Origin of the sequence: Devosia chinhatensis (assembly GCF_000969445.1) — a bacterium.
Taxonomy (GTDB): domain Bacteria; phylum Pseudomonadota; class Alphaproteobacteria; order Rhizobiales; family Devosiaceae; genus Devosia; species Devosia chinhatensis.
On record NZ_JZEY01000054.1, the window covers coordinates 1,545,221 to 1,562,616 of the forward strand.

Annotated in this window: 17 protein-coding genes and 2 tRNA genes; 9 read left to right on the top strand and 10 right to left on the bottom strand. The window is 63.7% G+C overall.

All coding sequences use genetic code 11. The features are described 5' to 3' along the window. Positions 1–28: 28 nt before the first annotated feature. Together VE26_RS18035 and VE26_RS07410 are read right to left on the bottom strand one after the other, a co-directional pair. Positions 29–205 carry a hypothetical protein gene (locus VE26_RS18035; protein WP_160297818.1) on the bottom strand — a complete coding sequence of 59 codons (177 nt, stop codon included), beginning with the start codon at positions 203–205 and terminating at the stop codon, positions 29–31. Positions 206–403: 198 nt separating this feature from the next. Beyond that, entirely contained in the window at positions 404–640 is a 237-nt protein-coding gene (locus VE26_RS07410) for a hypothetical protein (RefSeq protein WP_046104379.1), read from the bottom strand. A gap of 167 nt (positions 641–807) precedes the next feature. Between VE26_RS07410 and VE26_RS07415 the strand changes: the two genes are divergently transcribed. Further along, positions 808–1,101 carry a PRC-barrel domain-containing protein gene (locus VE26_RS07415; RefSeq protein ID WP_046104380.1) on the top strand — a complete coding sequence of 98 codons (294 nt, stop codon included), beginning with the start codon at positions 808–810 and terminating at the stop codon, positions 1,099–1,101. Between the two features lie 58 nt (positions 1,102–1,159). Here VE26_RS07415 and VE26_RS07420 read toward each other — a convergent pair. From VE26_RS07420 to VE26_RS07430, 3 genes are all read right to left on the bottom strand, one after another. Beyond that, positions 1,160–1,249, bottom strand: a tRNA-Ser gene (locus VE26_RS07420). 66 nt (positions 1,250–1,315) lie between these two features. Next, a complete protein-coding gene (locus tag VE26_RS07425; protein ID WP_046104381.1) occupies positions 1,316–2,287 on the bottom strand; it encodes a quinone oxidoreductase family protein in 972 nt (323 codons plus the stop codon). Further along, positions 2,284–3,249, bottom strand: a complete 966-nt coding sequence (locus VE26_RS07430; protein ID WP_152658754.1) for a TerC family protein — start codon at positions 3,247–3,249, stop codon at positions 2,284–2,286. The genes VE26_RS07425 and VE26_RS07430 overlap by 4 nt, the downstream gene beginning before the upstream one ends. Positions 3,250–3,436: 187 nt before the next feature. On the opposite strand from VE26_RS07430, the gene VE26_RS07435 reads away from it, so the two are divergent. The 3 genes from VE26_RS07435 to VE26_RS07445 are packed head-to-tail and all read left to right on the top strand — an operon-like array spanning position 3,437 to position 5,507. Continuing rightward, positions 3,437–3,889, top strand: coding sequence for a YeeE/YedE family protein (locus VE26_RS07435; protein ID WP_046104382.1), 453 nt, complete (start codon positions 3,437–3,439; stop codon positions 3,887–3,889). Then, positions 3,889–4,353, top strand: coding sequence for a DUF6691 family protein (locus VE26_RS07440; RefSeq protein WP_046104383.1), 465 nt, complete (start codon positions 3,889–3,891; stop codon positions 4,351–4,353). Before VE26_RS07435 ends, VE26_RS07440 begins: the two co-directional genes overlap by 1 nt. Then, a complete protein-coding gene (locus VE26_RS07445) occupies positions 4,350–5,507 on the top strand; it encodes an FAD-dependent monooxygenase (protein WP_046104384.1) in 1,158 nt (385 codons plus the stop codon). The genes VE26_RS07440 and VE26_RS07445 overlap by 4 nt, the downstream gene beginning before the upstream one ends. Before the next feature lie 64 nt (positions 5,508–5,571). Here VE26_RS07445 and VE26_RS07450 read toward each other — a convergent pair whose 3' ends face one another. From VE26_RS07450 to VE26_RS18040, 3 genes are all read right to left on the bottom strand, one after another. Further along, complete coding sequence (locus VE26_RS07450; protein WP_046104385.1) at positions 5,572–6,312, bottom strand: invasion associated locus B family protein; 741 nt, start codon at positions 6,310–6,312, stop codon at positions 5,572–5,574. A 144-nt stretch (positions 6,313–6,456) separates the two neighbouring features. Further along, the gene (gene mfd / locus VE26_RS07455; protein WP_046104386.1) at positions 6,457–9,945 is read right to left on the bottom strand and encodes a transcription-repair coupling factor; all 3,489 of its coding nucleotides are present in this window, start codon (positions 9,943–9,945) and stop codon (positions 6,457–6,459) included. Further along, the gene (locus VE26_RS18040; RefSeq protein WP_046104387.1) at positions 9,942–10,220 is read right to left on the bottom strand and encodes an FAD assembly factor SdhE; all 279 of its coding nucleotides are present in this window, start codon (positions 10,218–10,220) and stop codon (positions 9,942–9,944) included. Before VE26_RS18040 ends, mfd begins: the two co-directional genes overlap by 4 nt. A 203-nt stretch (positions 10,221–10,423) precedes the next feature. Between VE26_RS18040 and VE26_RS18045 the strand changes: the two genes are divergently transcribed. Both VE26_RS18045 and recG read left to right on the top strand, forming a co-directional pair. Further along, on the top strand, positions 10,424–10,582 hold the full coding sequence (locus VE26_RS18045) for a hypothetical protein (protein WP_160297819.1): 159 nt from the start codon (positions 10,424–10,426) through the stop codon (positions 10,580–10,582). A 57-nt stretch (positions 10,583–10,639) separates the two neighbouring features. Beyond that, positions 10,640–12,748 carry an ATP-dependent DNA helicase RecG gene (gene recG, locus VE26_RS07465; RefSeq protein WP_046104388.1) on the top strand — a complete coding sequence of 703 codons (2,109 nt, stop codon included), beginning with the start codon at positions 10,640–10,642 and terminating at the stop codon, positions 12,746–12,748. A gap of 145 nt (positions 12,749–12,893) precedes the next feature. Here the strand turns inward: recG and glmS are convergent, their stop codons facing one another. Continuing rightward, entirely contained in the window at positions 12,894–14,720 is a 1,827-nt protein-coding gene (glmS, locus tag VE26_RS07470) for a glutamine--fructose-6-phosphate transaminase (isomerizing) (RefSeq protein ID WP_046104389.1), read from the bottom strand. Position 14,721: 1 nt separating this feature from the next. Continuing rightward, complete coding sequence (glmU, locus tag VE26_RS07475; protein WP_046104390.1) at positions 14,722–16,074, bottom strand: bifunctional UDP-N-acetylglucosamine diphosphorylase/glucosamine-1-phosphate N-acetyltransferase GlmU; 1,353 nt, start codon at positions 16,072–16,074, stop codon at positions 14,722–14,724. Positions 16,075–16,215: 141 nt separating this feature from the next. Between glmU and VE26_RS07480 the strand changes: the two genes are divergently transcribed. From VE26_RS07480 to VE26_RS18050, 3 genes are all read left to right on the top strand, one after another. Next, complete coding sequence (locus tag VE26_RS07480) at positions 16,216–17,007, top strand: hypothetical protein (protein ID WP_152658756.1); 792 nt, start codon at positions 16,216–16,218, stop codon at positions 17,005–17,007. Positions 17,008–17,076: 69 nt separating this feature from the next. Further along, positions 17,077–17,151 (top strand) — tRNA-Lys (locus VE26_RS07485). A gap of 41 nt (positions 17,152–17,192) precedes the next feature. Then, positions 17,193–17,354: a hypothetical protein gene (locus VE26_RS18050; protein WP_160297820.1), complete on the top strand. Its 162-nt coding sequence runs from the start codon at positions 17,193–17,195 to the stop codon at positions 17,352–17,354. Positions 17,355–17,396 lie beyond the last annotated feature (42 nt).

Sequence of the window (17,396 nt, forward strand, 5' to 3'; positions counted from 1 at the left end):
AGTTATGGCTCAGATCGTTTCTGTCATCTCAGTTTGGGTCGCGGCCCTCCTGCTCCACCACCGCATCGAACAGGTCGCGCGCATTGCCTGCCCCGATGGCTTCGATGGCCACGGCGGCAATAGCGGCAAACAGCTCCGCGATTTCCTGGGGATCGGTGATTTCGGCGTCGTCTTCTTCGGCGTCGGCGTTGATCAGGGTAAACATGAGGAACGCGCCTCCACACTAAGGCGGGCTGCGGAGCGTAGGGAGAGGAACCGCAGAAGTCCCGCGACCAAGAGATGTCCGGAGCGCCTGCCCCGAACGAGCCTACACAGGGAGTGTGCGGCGATTCCTGTTACGTTTTAAATAACGGAATGTTCCCTGGGTGCGCACAAGTCGTCTTGCCTGAAAGGGCAGCAAGACTTACTCTTCGCCCGCATCCAGCTTCTCGATATACTCTTCGATCTCGTCAAGGCTTGCCGAGAATGGCTTGGGCACGTCTCCGAAGACGATCTTGAAGCTGGCGTCTTCCCGCAGCGCGTGGCCGCCGGGTTGGCCCAGCACCTTGATCTTTTCCGAAGTCAATATGGTCAGCCCATGCCGGGCAGCAACCCGCTTGAGCCGCCGCATGCGCGAAGCGTCGAATTCCTTGCGGCTCATGTCCGGTCCCGGTTCTGCGTCAAACGTCCCGCTGTCCTATTCAGCGGCATTCGGCTTGGCAAGAGCAAGACGAACCGCGTGGGACAACCTGGTCGCGGTCACGATTTTGTCGTGGAACGGAATGGGGTTGCTCCGGGTTGGGACAGCACAAGCAAAGGAGCATTCCCATGGACCACACCAATCATGTCCGCCTCGCCCCCACCGAGCTGACCCCTTCGATTCTCGAAGGCGCCACGATCTACGGCGCGGATGACCACAAGGTCGGCAAGATCGACCATGTGCATGGTCTTGATACCGTTGTGATCGATGTCGGCGGCTTCCTCGGCATCGGCGCCAAGCCAGTGGCCGTGCCGCTGAGCGACCTGGAATTCATGCGGGACGAAAATGGCGATGTCCACGCCGTTACCACCTGGACCAAGGATCAGCTCAAGGAAATGCCTGAGCACCATCACCACCACTGATGAAAAAAGAGCCCGGCGCGAGCCGGGCTCTTTTTTATGCGCCCTGCGGCGCCTGCTGTGGCGGGTAGGGAGGGATTCGAACCCCCGGAAGGCTTTCACCTTCGCCGGTTTTCAAGACCGGAGCAATCAACCGCTCTGCCACCTACCCGTTCGCAGAGCCTTTAGCGAGGGCGAGCGGAGCTGTCCAGTGCCTGCCGCCCGTCTCTCACTCGACCTACGGCAAAAGCACGATCGAGCCTGTGGTTTCGCGCCCTTCGAGCGCGGTATGGGCATCGGCCACAGCATCGAGCGGGTACGTCCGGCCAATCTCCACCTTGACGGACCCGGACAGGATCGCGTCGAACACGGCCTTGCCGCTTTCCAGCCGATCCTCTCGCGTCGGGAAATAATGCGCGCCGGTTGGCCTCGTCACATAAAGCGAGCCCTTGCGCGCCAGCACGCCCAGATCGGGGATCGCCACCGGGCCCGAGGCATTGCCGAAACTGGCGAGCAGCCCGCGCGGCCGCAGGCAGTCCAGCGAGCCTTCGAATGTCGCCTTACCCACCCCGTCATAGACGACGTCGACGCCCCTGCCCCCGGTAATCTCCTTGACGCCGGCGGCAAAATCTTCCGTCCGATAGTCGATCACATGGTCGCACCCATGCGCCTTGGCCAGCGCCAGCTTCTCGGCGCCGCCAGCCGTCCCGATGACCGTCGCGCCCAGCGCCTTGGCCCATTGCGTGGCGATCAGGCCCGTACCCCCAGCCGCAGCATGCCAGAGGATGGTTTCCCCTGCCTGGACCGGCCATGTCTTGAACAGGAGGTAGAACGCGGTCTGCCCCTTGAGCAACACGGCCGCTGCCGTCTTGTCATCGATCCCATCGGGAATGGGAATGAGCCTGTCGGCATCGATCACACGCTCGGCTGCATAAGCGCCGGCAACGCCCTGGTAACAGACGCGATCACCGGGCTTGACGATATCCACGCCCTCGCCCACCGCCTCGACTACTCCTGCCGCTTCGTTGCCGGCAACAAACGGCAGGGTCATCGGATAAAGGCCGGAGCGCTGATAGGTGTCGATGAAATTGAGACCGATCGCCGTCTGCCGGATGCGCGCCTGGCCCGGGCCAGGCGCCTCCACGGGCCAGTCCTCTGGTGTGAGGACATCCGGCCCTCCGGTGTTGTGAACGGCGATGACTCTGGTCATTTGGGTCCTTTCGGTTTGCGCGGCGCCGATTTGGGCCGTGCCTGAGCCCGGCTCGCCGGGGAAGTCTTCGGGCGCGCCCGCAGGGTCGCCGGCTCGGCAGTCGCGCTGGCGCGTGTCGCACCCACGGCGGCGCTGCCCAGGGCCGCGAGCGCGGCATCGGATGATACCGAGCCGGTGTCGCCCGTGAACGGCGTGAACTCAGCCTTGCCCGCAGTCGCGCCATGCCGCTTCAGCTTGCGGTTCTTGGCAATGATGTTGATGGCCTCCACCAGCACCGAGAAGGCCATCGCCGAATAGATATAGCCCTTTTCGATATGGAAGCCGGTTCCTTCGGCGACGAGCGTCGTCCCGATCAGCAGCAGGAATGCCAGCGCCAGCATCTTGGTGGTGGGATGGGCCGCCACGAAGCGGGCGATCGGGCCGGAGGCCAGGAACATCACCGCCACCGCGATCAGCACGGCTGTTACCATCACGCCGACGCGCACGCCATAATCCAGCGTATCGGGCACCATGCCCACCGCCGTGATGATGCTGTCGATCGAGAACACCATGTCGATGACCACGATCTGCACGAGAATGGCATTGAGCGTCACCCCTGCCGTGCTGCTCACCTTGACCTCGTGTGGCTCCTCGATGGCCGCGTGCATTTCGTGCGTGGCCTTGTAGATGAGGAAGCCGCCGCCGGCGACAAGGATGATATCCTTCCAGGAGAAACCGTGGCCGAAGAGCGTGAAGACCGGCTGGTCCAGTTGCACGATCACCGAGATCAGCAAGAGCAGGACGATGCGGAAAACCAGCGCCAGGCCGATGCCGAGCTTGCGGGCAAACTCGGCCTGCTCGCGCGGCAGGCGTGACACGAGCACCGAAATAAAGACGATATTGTCGATGCCCAAGACAATTTCCATGACCGTCAGGGTCAGGAAGGCTGCCCAGACGGCAGGGTCGGCCAGAAACTCAAACATCGAAGGCTCCATTGCCCGAGTCGGATTGGTGCGACAATTTAGTTTTCTGCTTTCCTTAGGAGAAGAGCCGCAATGGATATTTTGCACGACTGCGGCATCGCGCGGAATGGTGGTTCTCCAGCCCCGCTGGTATCGCCGCAATGGCCAATGCTAGTCTGAGGTTCCACACCGATCAGCGAGATTTCCGATGGAATCGTTTACTCCGCTCACAGCGGCCCTGGGCGGCACGCTCATTGGCCTGGCCTCCGCCGTTCTCTGGCTGGGCAATGGCCGCATCGCGGGCATATCCGGCATATTCGGCCAGCTCTTGCCAGCCGGCCGCTCTGTGCTCTGGCGGCTCGTCTTTCTCGCAGCGCTGGTGGCAGCCGCCTGGGCATCTGCCCGGCTTTTCCCGCAATTGGGCGCCGGCGGCGTCGAGCCTTCCGTGCTGGCCGCGCCGCCGGCAGGCTGGTCCATTCCCATGCCCCTCTGGCTGATCGTCGCTGGCCTGCTCACCGGCATCGGCACCCGCATCGGCAATGGCTGCACCTCGGGCCATGGCGTCTGCGGCATAGCCCGGCTGTCGACGCGCTCCTTCGTGGCCGTGGCCATCTTCTTTTCGGTCGCCATTCTCACCGTGACGCTGACGGGGATCGTCTGATGATCGCGCGCATGTCCTATTTCGTCACCGCCGCCTTAAGCGGCGCTCTGTTTGGCGCCGGCCTCTACGTCTCGCAGATGGTCGATCCGCTCAAGGTTCTGCGCTTTCTCGATTTTACCGCCATTCCCTCCGGCGGCTGGGACCCGAGCCTGGCCTTTGTCATCGTCCCGGCCATCTTGGTGATGTTCATTGCCGTGCGCATCGGTCGGCACCGGCAGGCACCCTTGTTCGATACCCGCTTTCATGAACCCGACAAGACCCGTATCGATAGGCCCCTCGTGATCGGCGCGGTGCTGTTCGGCATCGGCTGGGGCATGTCCGGCATCTGCCCGGGCCCTGCCATTTCGCTGCTCGCCTTCCAGCCCGATGGCCTCTTCTACTTCCTCCTCGCCATGCTGGCGGGGTCCCTTATCGGCGGCTTCCTCACCGGGAGCCCCCGGCTTGAGAAAGGTCAGGCGGCATGACTTCGGACGCTGACATCATCGTCGTCGGGGGTGGTCTGGCCGGCCTTGCCGCAGCGGCAAGCCTCGCCCGGCTGGGCTTGTCCATCATCCACCTGTCGCCCCCGGCCCCGCCCGATCGGCGCACCTCGGCGCTGATGATGCCCAGCGTCGATTTTCTCACCCGCGCCGGCCTGATCGACGAACCCGCAGCGATCGGCCATGCGCTGACCGCCATCCGCATCATCGATGCTACGCCCCGCCTCGTCCGCGCGCCTGAAACCCTCTTCGATGCCGCCGAGATCGGCTTGGCCGCCTTTGGCTGGAATTTCGGCAACCAGGCGCTGCTGGCCCGCTTCCAGGCCGCAATCCCCGACAATGGCATCGACACACGCCCCCAGCCCGTCGCCGATTACACCCGCGACGGCGACCTTGGCGTCGTGACCCTGGCCGATGGCACCACCCTGCGCGCCCCCCTTGTCGTCGGCGCCGATGGCAAGAAATCGCGCATTCGCGCGGCGGCAGGCATCGGGGTGCGCGAACATGCCTTCGCCGAATCGGCCCTGGTCTGCGATCTCGAGCTTGCCCGACCCATCGGCGGCACCTCGATCGAGTTTCATTATCCCCATGGCCCCTTCACCCTTGTCCCGGCCGGGGGCCGTCGCGCCAATCTGGTCTGGATCGACGAGGAACAGGTGCTTAAAAACGCGCGCGATGGCGGGCCGGACAGCCTGCGCCTCGCCCTCCTCGAGCGGTCGCAGCGGCTTTTCGGCGCTATCGACATCGTCTCGCCCAGCGCCATTTTCCCCCTGAGCGCCCTCAGTGTCGCCGAAGCCGGCCGCGACGGTGTCGCGCTGGTCGGGGAAAGCGCCCATGCCTTCCCGCCCATTGGCGCACAGGGTCTCAATCTGGGCCTGCGCGACGTTGCCGACCTGCTCGACGCCGTCACCGCGACCGACCGGACCCGCGCCGATTGGGGCGTTCTCGCCAGCCGGGACTATGCCCGTCGCCGCAGCGGCGATCTCGCCCGCACAGGCTTTTTCGTCGATACCCTGTTCCGCTCGCTCCTCGCCGATATAGTGCCCAGCCAGGCCCTGCGCGCTGGCGGCCTCTGGGCGCTCAAGGCCCTGCCCGGCCTGCGTCGCCAGGCCTTTTCGCTGGGCATGGGCGAGCGCTAGGCCAAGCCGAAAACAAAACGGGCGCGGTTGCCCACGCCCGTTTTCAAACCTTGCCGGCCTGGATTTACTGCGCCGGGGTCTCGGCCGGTGCGGGGGCGGCTTCGCCTTCAGCGGCCGGAGCCGGAGCGGCGCCGTCGGTGCTGATCTGCTGACGCAGCTGCTCGGCACGGTCGTTCAGGACCTGCTCCAGCGCATTGCCACCCGATTCCTGCATCTGCAGCTGCTCGAAGGTCAGCGCGGATTCGCTGTCATAGGTCGCAGTGAACCCGGCCAGGCTGATATCGATGGTCAGGTCCTGGTTCTGGCGGTTCTTTGCCGTCAGCTTGAGCGTGCCGCCGCGCTTGAGCGAATTCACATACTGCTCGTTGATCACCAGCTGCGTCGAGCAGGACTGGGTATCGCACAGCATGTAGGGCACGCGGACCGGCTTGGCATTGTCGATCTGCCAGGTCAGGCCGAACGGCAGCAGCACCCCGAGCGGCACGGCGGCAACGGCCAGCAGTCGCGATTCCTGGCCCGGATCGTCGCGCAGCAGGAACGAGCCGAGGAACTGGCCATTGGCCAGCACCACCTGGCGCATCAGGCAGGCCTTCTGCCCATCGGGCAGCGGGTCGCAGACCTTGAGCCAGTTCTGCGAAGCGAGGTTGTCGACAGCCGAGGAAATCTCCTCGACCGCAGACCCGTCTGCAGCGGGAGCTTCGGCAGCAGGAGCTTCGGTAGTCGTCTCCTGCGCGGCGGCGGCGAGCGGCGACAGCATAATGGCGGCTGCGGCAACACCGGCAACGAGGTTCTTGCTGAAGATCATGAAAATGTCCTTGCCTTCCTTGGCGTCCGGCGGCGCGGAGCCACCATCGAAACTGAAGTGCCCTTCAAGGGCTCAAATCGGGCAATAACATGACCGATCACCCTTGCCAAAAGATTATGCCTTTCACGGCGTCAATCGGTCGCTTCAGCTCCCGCTCTCGGCCAGTTTTGCGAGCTTTGCCAGGATTGCGGCGGCCCCTTTGAGGCGCTGTTCCGGGGTCGGCCAGTTACGGGCGAACACGAGTTTCTGATCGGGCTTGATGCGAACCTGGTTGCCCGGATCGCTCACCAGCTTGACCAGACCCGCCGGGTTGGGAAATTCGCTGTTGCGCAGCGTGATCACCGCCCCCTTGGGCCCGGCATCGACCTTTTCGACATTGGCCTGTCGGCAGAGCGCCTTGACCAGGATCACCTTGAGCAGCGCCTCCACCTCCTCGGGCAAGGGCCCGAAGCGGTCGATCAGCTCGGCCCCGGCCGCGTCGATGTCGCGAATGTCATTGAGGTCGCCCAGCTTGCGATAGAGCTGCATGCGCAATTGCAGGTCCGGCACATAGCTTTCCGGGATCATCACCGGCATGCCCAGCGAGATCGTCGGGCTCCATTCGTTGCGATCCTCGTAATCCTCCTCGCCGGACTTGAGATTGGCCACAGCCTCTTCGAGCATGGCCTGGTAGAGTTCGTAGCCCACCTCGCGGATATGGCCCGATTGCTCGTCGCCCAGCAGATTGCCCGCGCCGCGAATATCGAGATCGTGGCTCGCCAGCTGGAAGCCCGCGCCCAGGCTTTCGAGTGATTGCAAGACGCCCAGTCGCCGCTCGGCGGTGTCGGTGAGCTTGCGGTCCGGCGGCACCGTGAACAGCGCATAGGCCCGCTGCTTGCCGCGTCCGACGCGGCCGCGGATCTGGTAGAGTTGCGCCAGCCCGAACTGGTCGGCCCGATGCACGATCAGCGTATTGGCATTGGGAATATCGAGGCCCGATTCCACGATGGTCGTCGCCAGCAGCACGTCGAACTTGCCGTCATAGAAGGCGTTCATGATGTCATCGAGCTCGCCCGGCGCCATCTGGCCATTGGCGGCCACGAAGCTCACCTCCGGCACCTGTACCCGCAGGAATTCGGCGATATCGGGCTGGTCCTTGATGCGCGGCACCACATAAAAGCTCTGTCCGCCGCGATATTTCTCGCGCAGCAGCGCCTCGCGGATCGAGAGCGGATCGAATGGCGAGATGAAGGTGCGGATGGTCAGACGATCCACCGGGGGCGTCGCCAGGAGGCTGAGATCGCGCACCCCGGTCAGCGCCAGCTGTAGCGTGCGCGGGATCGGGGTCGCCGTCAGCGTCAGCACGTGCACATTGGCCTTGAGCTCCTTGAGCCGTTCCTTGTGCGACACGCCGAAATGCTGCTCCTCGTCGATGATCAGCAGGCCCAGATCGTTGAACTTGATCGATTTGCTGAGCAGCGCATGGGTGCCCACCACGATATCCACCTGCCCGTCGGCAAGACCCTCCTTGGTGGCCTTGAGCTCGGCGGCGGCCACCATGCGCGAGGCATGGCGCACCCGCACCGGCAGGTCCTTGAACCGCTCGGCGAAAGTCTTGAAGTGCTGGCGTGCCAGGAGCGTCGTCGGCACCACCACGGCCACCTGCTTGCCGCTCAGCGCCACCGCAAAGGCCGCGCGCAGCGCCACTTCGGTCTTGCCGAACCCTACGTCGCCACACACCAGCCGGTCCATGACCTTGCCCGAGGTGATGTCGTCGAACACCGCCTCGATGGCGGTGAGCTGGTCCTCGGTTTCCTCATAGGGGAAGCGGGCGGCAAATTCCTCATAGGAGCCGGGATTGATATCGACCACTTCGGCCTTGACCAGCATGCGCTGCGCCGCCAGCTTGATGAGCTGTTCCGCCATTTCGCGGATACGCTTCTTGAGCTTGCCCTTCTTGGCCTGCCAGGCCACCCCGCCCAGCTTGTCGAGCGCCACCGAGCTGTCATCCGAGCCATAGCGGGTCAGAAGCTCGATATTTTCGACCGGCAGGTAGAGCTTGGTGTCGCCGGCATATTGCAGCTCCACGCATTCATGCGGCGCCCCGCCTGCCTCGATCACCTTGAGCCCGATGAACCGGCCGATACCGTGATCGACATGCACAACCAAGTCCCCGGCATTCAGCGAAGCGGCTTCGGTCAGCGCATCCGATGCCTTCTTCTTGCGCTGTGGCCGCAGGATGCGCTCACCCAGGATATCCTGTTCGCTGAGCACCAGCAGGTCCTTGGTCTCGAACCCGGTTTCGAGCGGCAGCACCACCAGCGAGGTCGTTGCCGCGCTCGTCGTCTCGGCGTCGCGCCAGTTTTCCGCCAGGCGCGGATTGGTCAGGCCATGATCCTTGAGCACCTGCGCCATGCGATCGCGCGTTCCGGCGCTCCAGCAGGCTATGATCGCGCGCCGCCCCTCCCGGCGCTCGGCCAGGAGGCGGTTGACCACAGCCTCGAACAGGTTGACGTCCGAGGCGGCGCGCTCGGCCGCAAAGCTCGGCGCGATATGGCCGCCCATGTCGTCGCCCTTGCGCGTCTGCGGCGAGAGGAACGGCGAAAGCTGGATCACCGAAGCCCCGGCCAGCGCCGCGGGCGGCACGTCGAGATCGTAGAGCAGATCCGGCTGGATGGGTTTATAGAGGGCTCCTGCCCCCGCCACGGGCGGCGCCAGGCGGGCGGCTTCGCGCGCATCGTAGTAATCGCGGACCTGGGTGGCCCGCTCGGCATAGGCTTCCGCTACCTGGTCGTCGAAGACGAACGGGGCGTCGCCGACATAATCGGCCAGCCGGTCCATGTGGTCGTAGAAGAAGGGCAGCCAATGTTCGGTGCCAGAATATCGCGATCCGCCGCTGACCGAGGCATAGAGCGTGTCGTCCACCGTATTGCCACCGAACGCAGCGGTATAATTCTGGCGGAAGCGGCGGATCGTTTCCTCGTTGAGCACCACTTCGCTCATCGGTGTCAGGTCCACCTGCTTGAGCGTGCCGGTAGTCCTCTGGCTGTCCGGGTCGAAGGTGCGGATGGATTCGAGCTGGCTGCCGAAAAAATCGAAGCGCAGCGGTGCCTCGGTTCCGGCTGGGAACAGGTCGATCAGCCCGCCGCGCACCGCAAATTCCCCGCTTTCCCGCACGGTCGGCACGCGCAGATAGCCGTTATTGGCAGCCCAGGCCACGAGCTTGTCACTGTCCACCACCCGACCCACGGCAGCCGAGAAGCTCATCTTTTCCACCAAGTCGCGCGGCGGCAGCTTCTGGATCAGCGCATTGACGGCGGTCAGCACAACCACGCCCTTGGCTCCGCTCGTCAGGGCCGCCAGCGTGTTCATGCGGGCAGCGATGGTGACGGTATTGGGTGACACCCGGTCATAGGGAAGGCAGTCCCAGGCTGGCAGCGTCAGGATCGTATGTCCCGGCAGCATCGACCGCAGGATGTCGACCAGCCGCTGCATGCGCCGCCCGTCCCGTGCCACGAACACGAGGCTTGCCGCATCGTTCGGCGCATCTTTGAGCCGCTGTTCGACCAATTGGGCCAGCACCATCGGCTGCATGCCGTCGGGCACGTTGGAAAGCGTGCGCACAGGCGGAGTGATACCGGAAAGATCGTTCATTTCGAGATCCGCGCCTGATGGTCGGCGATCACCTGCTCGAGAAAGACGCGGTCCACGTGTTCGGGTGGCTCCTCCTGCCGCATGACCCATTTGAGCAGCGGCGGGTCTTCCTCGTTCATCAGCGCTTCGAGCCGGTCGAGCTCCTCTGCGCCATATCGTTCGATATTGGCATCCGCAAACGGCCCCAGGATGAGGTCCATCTCCTTGGTGCCGCGATGCCAGGCACGGTAGCGAAGCCGCTTGCGGCGAATGGCAATGTCTTCACCGGCCGTCATTGGACACCCATGATTGCAGTTTGTTCCCGATTTGGACGTGTCTTTACGCCCGTGTGACGCTCTTGTCAGCCCCGCAACGCACCAACATGACAGGCAGATGCATGAGCCAAGCGCTGGACACGCGTCGGCCAGTCCGGATTGTCCGTTTCGCATGGCCGCTTCTTTTGCTTGAATGGCCTTTCAGGTGAATGGAGGGAATGGAAATGTCCTGGCTCACCTTCAAGACCCGCAGGGGCGTGCTCAAGATCAAGCCACGCTGGCAGATGCGAACGGCCGAACGAAACCGGCAGGTGCGCGTGATCGATCTGGGCCTGTTCCTGATTACCTGGTGGTCGCATGAGGACCTCAGGCGCCACGGCTGACGGACCGACTTCTAACCGAACGAGCCTTTGCCTACCTTGTGGGCAAGGAGAATCGCTTTGTCCCGCCCCGAGGCTCTCGAACCGCTGTTTCGCTCGCTCCACACCGTCAAGGGTGTGGGCGACAAGCTTGCTGCGCTGCTGACCCGCTTCTTCGGCGCGCCCGAGGGCCAGGAAGCCATCGTTCTGGACGTGCTCATGCACATGCCGTCCGGCATCGTCGACAGGCGCCGCCAGGTCGGCATTGCCGAGGCCTATCTCAACCAGGTCGTCACCCTCCGCCTCCACATCGATCGCCACCAGCCGCCGCCGCGCGGCAAGCCGCATATCCCCCACCGCGTCTTCGCCCATGACGACACCGGCGACATCAACCTCGTCTTCTTCCGCGCCCAGGGCGGGTGGGTGGAAAAGGCCCTGCCTGTCGGCGAGGAGCGCTACGTTTCCGGCAAGATCGACTTCTTCAACGGCGAAAAGCAGATCACTCACCCCGACTACATCGTCGAGGCCGACAAGTTCGCCACCCTGCCCCTGGTCGAGCCGGTCTATCCCCTCACCAATGGTCTTTCCTCCAAGGCACTGTCCAAGCTCGTCCGCCAGGCCGTCGACACCCTGCCCGATATCCCCGAATGGATCGATGCCGCTACAATGGCACGGCGCAAGTGGCCCTCTTTTGCCGCGGCCATGCGCATGGTCCACCTCCCGGACAATCCGGGCGATGCCGAGCTCTGGGCTCCCGCGCGCCAGCGCCTCGCCTATGACGAATACCTTGCCGGCCAGATCACCCTGCAGATCGTGCGCTCCACCATGGTGTCCGAGCGTGGCATTGCGCGGCGTTTCTCCGGAAATGCGACGCTCAAGGTCAACAGTCTGCTACCGTTTTCGTTGACGGAGGGACAAAAGGCTGCGCTCGAGGATATCCTTAAGGACCTCGCGTCACCCACGCGGATGAGCCGGCTTTTGCAAGGCGATGTCGGCTCCGGCAAGACCGTTGTCGCCCTCATGGCCATGGCGGCGATGACCGAATCCGGCGCTCAATCCTCGCTGATGGCGCCAACGGAATTGCTTGCCTCCCAGCACTTTAGGACGATCAAGCCGCTTTGTGACGCCGCTGGCATCACGTGCGCCCTGTTGACCGGCAAGATGCCGGCCGCCGAGCGCCGCAAAATCCTTGTCGGCCTCGCCGACGGCACCATTTCCATCGTGGTCGGCACCCATGCCCTCTTCCAATCCGACATAGAATTCAAGGACTTGGGCCTTACCGTCGTTGATGAACAACACCGGTTCGGCGTCCATCAGCGCCTCGCTTTGTCCGACAAGGGCCGCCATACCGACCTTCTGGTAATGACCGCCACCCCCATTCCCCGAACGCTGGTGCTCACCCATTTCGGCGACATGGAAGTCAGCATCCTCCGCGAAAAGCCGGCGGGACGCCAACCTATTGATACCGCTGTCCTTTCTATCAACGACTACGCACGCGTCATTTCCCGGCTGCAATCCCGCCTTGCCGAAGGCGCCCAGGCCTATTGGGTCTGTCCGCTGGTAGAGGAAAGCGAGACGCTGGAGGTTGTCAGCGCCGAGGATCGTTTTGCCGAGTTGCAGAAAGTCTTCGGTGATCAGGTCGCCCTGGTCCATGGCCGCATGTCCGCCGCTGCCAAGCAGGAGGTCATGGACCGCTTCAAGGCCAATGAAATCAAGCTCTTGGTCGCTACCACCGTGATTGAAGTGGGTGTCGACGTACCCAATTCCTCGATCATGATCATCGAACATGCTGAGCGGTTTGGCTTGGCGCAGTTGCACCAATTGCGCGGCCGCGTCGGTCGCGGCTCGCAGCGCTCCGCCTGCCTGCTGCTTTACAAGGACCCACTCAGCGAAACCGCAAAGGCCCGTCTCGAAACGATAAAATCAACCGAAGACGGCTTCGTCATTGCCGAGCGCGACCTTGAACTGCGCGGCCAGGGCGATCTCCTCGGGACGCGGCAATCCGGCATGCCAGGTTATCGCCTTGCAGTGCCGGACGTGCACCGCCACCTGCTCGAATTTGCCCATGATGACGCTAGGGCGCTCTTCGAGCGCAATCCCGGCCTCACCGGCGAAGAGGGCGAGAAGACACGTACGCTGTTGTATCTGTTCAGAAAACACCTGGCCCTGCCCCTGATCCGGGCAGGCTGAAGGGCTAATCTTTTGGTGCCGTCACCCCCTCTCCCGTACCGGCAGAAGGGCGGGGTGACGGGCACAGAGCGCGCCGCAAGAACGCGAAACCCGTCCCACCCGGGCCCAAAAGACCGCAAACTTATCCCCGCCCTCCGGCCAGGTGTTATTCCACGGTCACGGACTTCGCCAGATTGCGCGGCTGGTCCACATCGGTGCCCATGAACACAGCTGTATGATAGGCCAGCAGCTGCACCGGAATGGTGGCCAGGATCGGCGCGACGAACGGATGGACATGCGGGATTTCGATGATATCCGCCACGCCATGCCCCACCGTCTTTGCACCCTCGGGGTCGGTGATGAGGATGATCTTGCCGCCGCGAGCGGCCACTTCCTGCATATTGCTCAGCGTCTTGTCGACCAGCTCGTCCGACGGCGCGACGACGATGACGGGCATGTCCTCGTCCACCAGGGCGATCGGGCCGTGCTTGAGCTCACCTGCGGCATAACCTTCGGCGTGTATATAGCTGATTTCCTTCAGCTTTAGCGCGCCTTCCATGGCGACGGGGAACATCGGGCCGCGCCCCAGATAGAGCACATCCTTGGCCTTGGACAGGCGCTTGGAAATCTCCATGATCTGCTCTTCGGCCGCCAGCGCCGCCGAAACCGCCGAGGGCAATGCCGTCAGCGCCCGGACCATTTCCGCTTCCTGCTGCCCGCTCAGCACACCGCGCGCGCGGCCCGCCGCAACGGACAGGCTGGCAAGCGCCGTCATTTGCGCTGTGAGCGCCTTTGTCGAGGCAACGCCGATTTCCGGCCCGCACAGGATCGGAAACACGACACCCGATTCCCGGGCAATGGTGGATTCGAGCGTATTGACCAGGCTTGCCACATGCTGGCCCTGGCTCGCACAATAGCGCAGGGCGGCCAGCGTGTCGGCAGTTTCGCCCGACTGGGAGATGAACAGCGAAAGCCCGTTCTTCTCCAACGGCGGTTCGCGATAGCGGAACTCGGACGCCACATCGATATCCACCGGCAAACGCGCATAGCGCTCGAACCAGTACTTGGCGACGGCACCGGCATAGTAGGCGGTGCCACAGGCGCTCATGGTCAGTCGGGAAAGCTCTGCAAAATCAAACGGCAAGCTCTCTCGGATCGCCACTTTTTCGGCGCCCATGTCCACGTAATGGCTGAGCGTGTGCGAAATGGTCTCCGGCTGCTCGTAGATTTCCTTGGACATGAAGTGGCGATGATTGCCCTTGTCCACCAGCAGCGCCGAAGCCTGCGACAGCTGCTGCTCGCGCTGCACGATCGCATCCTTGCCGTCGCGGATGGTCACGCCCTTGGGCGTAATCACCGCCCAGTCGCCGTCTTCGAGATAGGTAAGGCGTGACGTAAATGGCGCCAGCGCCATGGCGTCGGAGCCCAGATACATCTCTGTCGCGCCATAGCCGATAGCCAGCGGGGCACCATGCCGCGCCGCAATCAGCAGGCCATTCTCGCCCTTGAACAGAAACGCCAGGGCAAATGCGCCCTTGAGTTCCTTGAGCATGCGGGCAACCGCCAGCTCCGGCTCACTGCCGCGATCCAGTTCGCGCGTCACCCAGAGCGCCACCGATTCCGTATCGGTCTGCGTCTTGGGCAGGTAGCCGTCCTTGGCCAGGTCGGCCAGCAACTCGCGGAAATTCTCGATAATTCCGTTGTGAACCACCGCAACCCGGTCGGTTGCATGCGGATGGGCATTGTTCTCGGTCGGGGCGCCATGCGTGGCCCAGCGGGTATGGCCGATGCCGACATTGCCGGCCAAAGGCTCCATGCCCAGCTTGGTCGCGAGGTTGCCCAGCTTGCCCTCGGCCCGGCGTCTGGCAATGGCGCCATCTTCCAGCGTCGCCACGCCTGCGCTGTCGTAACCGCGATATTCAAGCCGCTTCAGCGCATCCACGAGGCGACCCGCCACCGGCGCATCGCCGACAATTCCAACGATTCCGCACATCTTATTTTCCTTTGGCGGCCTTCTTGGCCAATGCTCGTTCCTTGAGACGGGGCGCATAGCCCGGCTTGTTTTCCTGCCGCGCTCGACCCAGGGCCAGCGCGTCGGCAGGCACGTCCTCCGTGATAACGCTGCCCGAAGCCGTATAGGCGCCGTCACCGATGGTCACCGGCGCCACCAGCGAGGCGTTGGAACCGATGAAGACATTATCGCCGATGATCGTCTTGTCCTTGTTCACGCCGTCATAATTGCAGGTGATCGTGCCTGCGCCGATATTGGTCTTGGTGCCGATTTCCGCGTCGCCGAGATAGCTCAGGTGACCGGCCTTGGTGCCGGCCCCGATCGTTGATTTCTTCACCTCGACGAAATTGCCCAGGTGCACGTCCGGCCCGATATCGGCGCCGCCGCGGATGCGGGCAAACGGGCCGATAGTGGCACCCTGCCCGATCACCGCATCCTCGATATCGCAGAAAGCGCGGATTTCTGCATTGTCCGAAATTTTAACCCCGGGACCGAACACCACATTGGGGTGAATGGTTACGTCCCGCCCGATCTCGGTATCCCAGGAAAACCACACGCTGTCCGGATCGCGCAGGGTCACGCCGGCCCGCATGGCATCGTCGCGGCGCACCTGCTGGAACAGCTTCTCCGCCCGCGCCAATTGCCGGCGGTCGTTGACTCCCATCACGTCGTCCTCGGCGGCGATGCCGTAGCCCACCTTCTTGCCCGCCTGGTTGGCCAGGTTGACCAGGTCGGTCAGGTAATATTCGCCCTGGGCATTGTTGGTATCGATCTTGTCGATCAGATCGCGGAACACATCGGCGCGGAACGCCAGCAGGCACGCATTGCAAAGCCCGATCTTGCGCTCGTCCTCGCTCGCATCCTTGTGCTCGCGAATGGCCAGCAACTGTTCCCCATCGGTGATGAAGCGCCCGTATCCGGTGGGGTCCACCGGCTCGAAGCCCAGGATCGCGGCATCCAGCCCCGCGTCGAGCCGGTCGAGCACCGCGCGGAAATTGTGGCCCCGCAGCAGCGGATGGTCGCCATACACAACCACCACATAGCCATCTGCCGTCTCGAACAAGTCGCGCGCCATGGATGCGGCGTGTCCCGTGCCCCGCGCCACACTCTGCTCGAAATGGACGATATCGCCGTCCAGCGCGCTGATCGTGTCACGGATTGCCGCATGGCGCGGCCCGGTCACCATGGCAATGCGGCTCGACCCGGCTTCCCGCGCCGCACGGGCGACATGGGAAATGATCGGCAGCCCACCCACGGGATGCAGAACCTTGGGAATGGCAGACTGCATTCGCGTCCCCTCGCCGGCCGCGAGAATGATGGAAAGCAGTTCAGTCATGAGGCACACTCCGATCTGCCCGCTCTTCGGGCAGCATTTTCACAAATTTATGGCACAGGACAGTTGGCGAACCGATAACGAAAAGCCCAATCTATAGGCGAGCGCACCGAACGATTCGCAGCGCCAGGACAGGTTTTTCCGGTGGCTAAAGCATCCGAGCAATTCCGGCAATCAGACGTGATGCTTTGGGGCATCACCGCGCTGTTCTGTGCGGGCCTCGCCGTCTTCGGTTCAAATGCCTCGCTGCTGGTGCCGCAGGGCGTCATTGCCGGGCTGCATCAGCCGCGCGTCGCCGGCGCCACGATCGAAAATCTGCGTCGCGACGTGGCTGCCCTGCGCGAGGATACCACGCGCCTGCGCAACGAGAACCAGATTTTGCTCAGCCGCTTCGCTTTGCAGGAAAAGTCCGGCACCGATGTTGTTCGGCGCGTTGGTGCCCTGGAAGTCTCGGTGCCGCTGATGCTGGAATCGGCGCCCGGCCGCGCCGCAGTCGATCGGTCGGTGACCACCTCGTCCATCGGCGCCGGCGAAACGATGACCTTCGAGACCGAGGGCGGCTCCGTCGCCGTTCGCCAGACCAGCATGCCCCCGGCCGGTGCGGCGCAACCCCTGCCTGCTCCCGTGCCATCGGCGGCCAATCCCGCGCTGGCTGCGCCAAACGTCTATGGCGTGGCCCTTGGTACAGCGCTGCCGGTGTCCGATGCGGCCCTGTTCTGGAATGACCTCAACGTCAAGTTCGGCCCGCTGCTGCTGGGCCTCGCGCCGCTGACCTCAGGGCAATCCGACGCGGCCACGACCCGGCTCGTCGCGGGCCCGGTCGATGATCTGGCTGCCGCTCGCCGGCTCTGTGAACGCTTCGAGCGCGTTTCGGTGGCCTGCCAGCCCATGCCCTATGACGGAACGCCGCTGGTGATAGACGCTCAAGGCGGTTGACAGCCGGAGAAGTCCGGCTATGTTCCGCCGCGAACGCCATGCGGTGTTCCTGAGAGGGCATTGCTCTAGGCGCCGGTAGCTCAGTGGTAGAGCATTCGACTTTTAATCGAATGGTCGCGGGTTCGACCCCCGCCCGGCGTACCACACCCCGTTCAGCGGCTTTCAACACAGTGCAAATGCCCGGCATGCCGCAGACCTGCATCGATCCCTATGCCGAACTCGACAATCGCGCCGACGCAGGCGAATTGTCTGAGGAATTCCGCAAGCCGGTTCGGATCATGCAATCGCGTCGGAGCAGCGAGCGCCGCACCGTCTCGGGCATCGGCGCCAATCGCAATCGCATTTGAGAATCAGCGTGATGTCGTAATATCCGGCGTCATGCCAAGCCG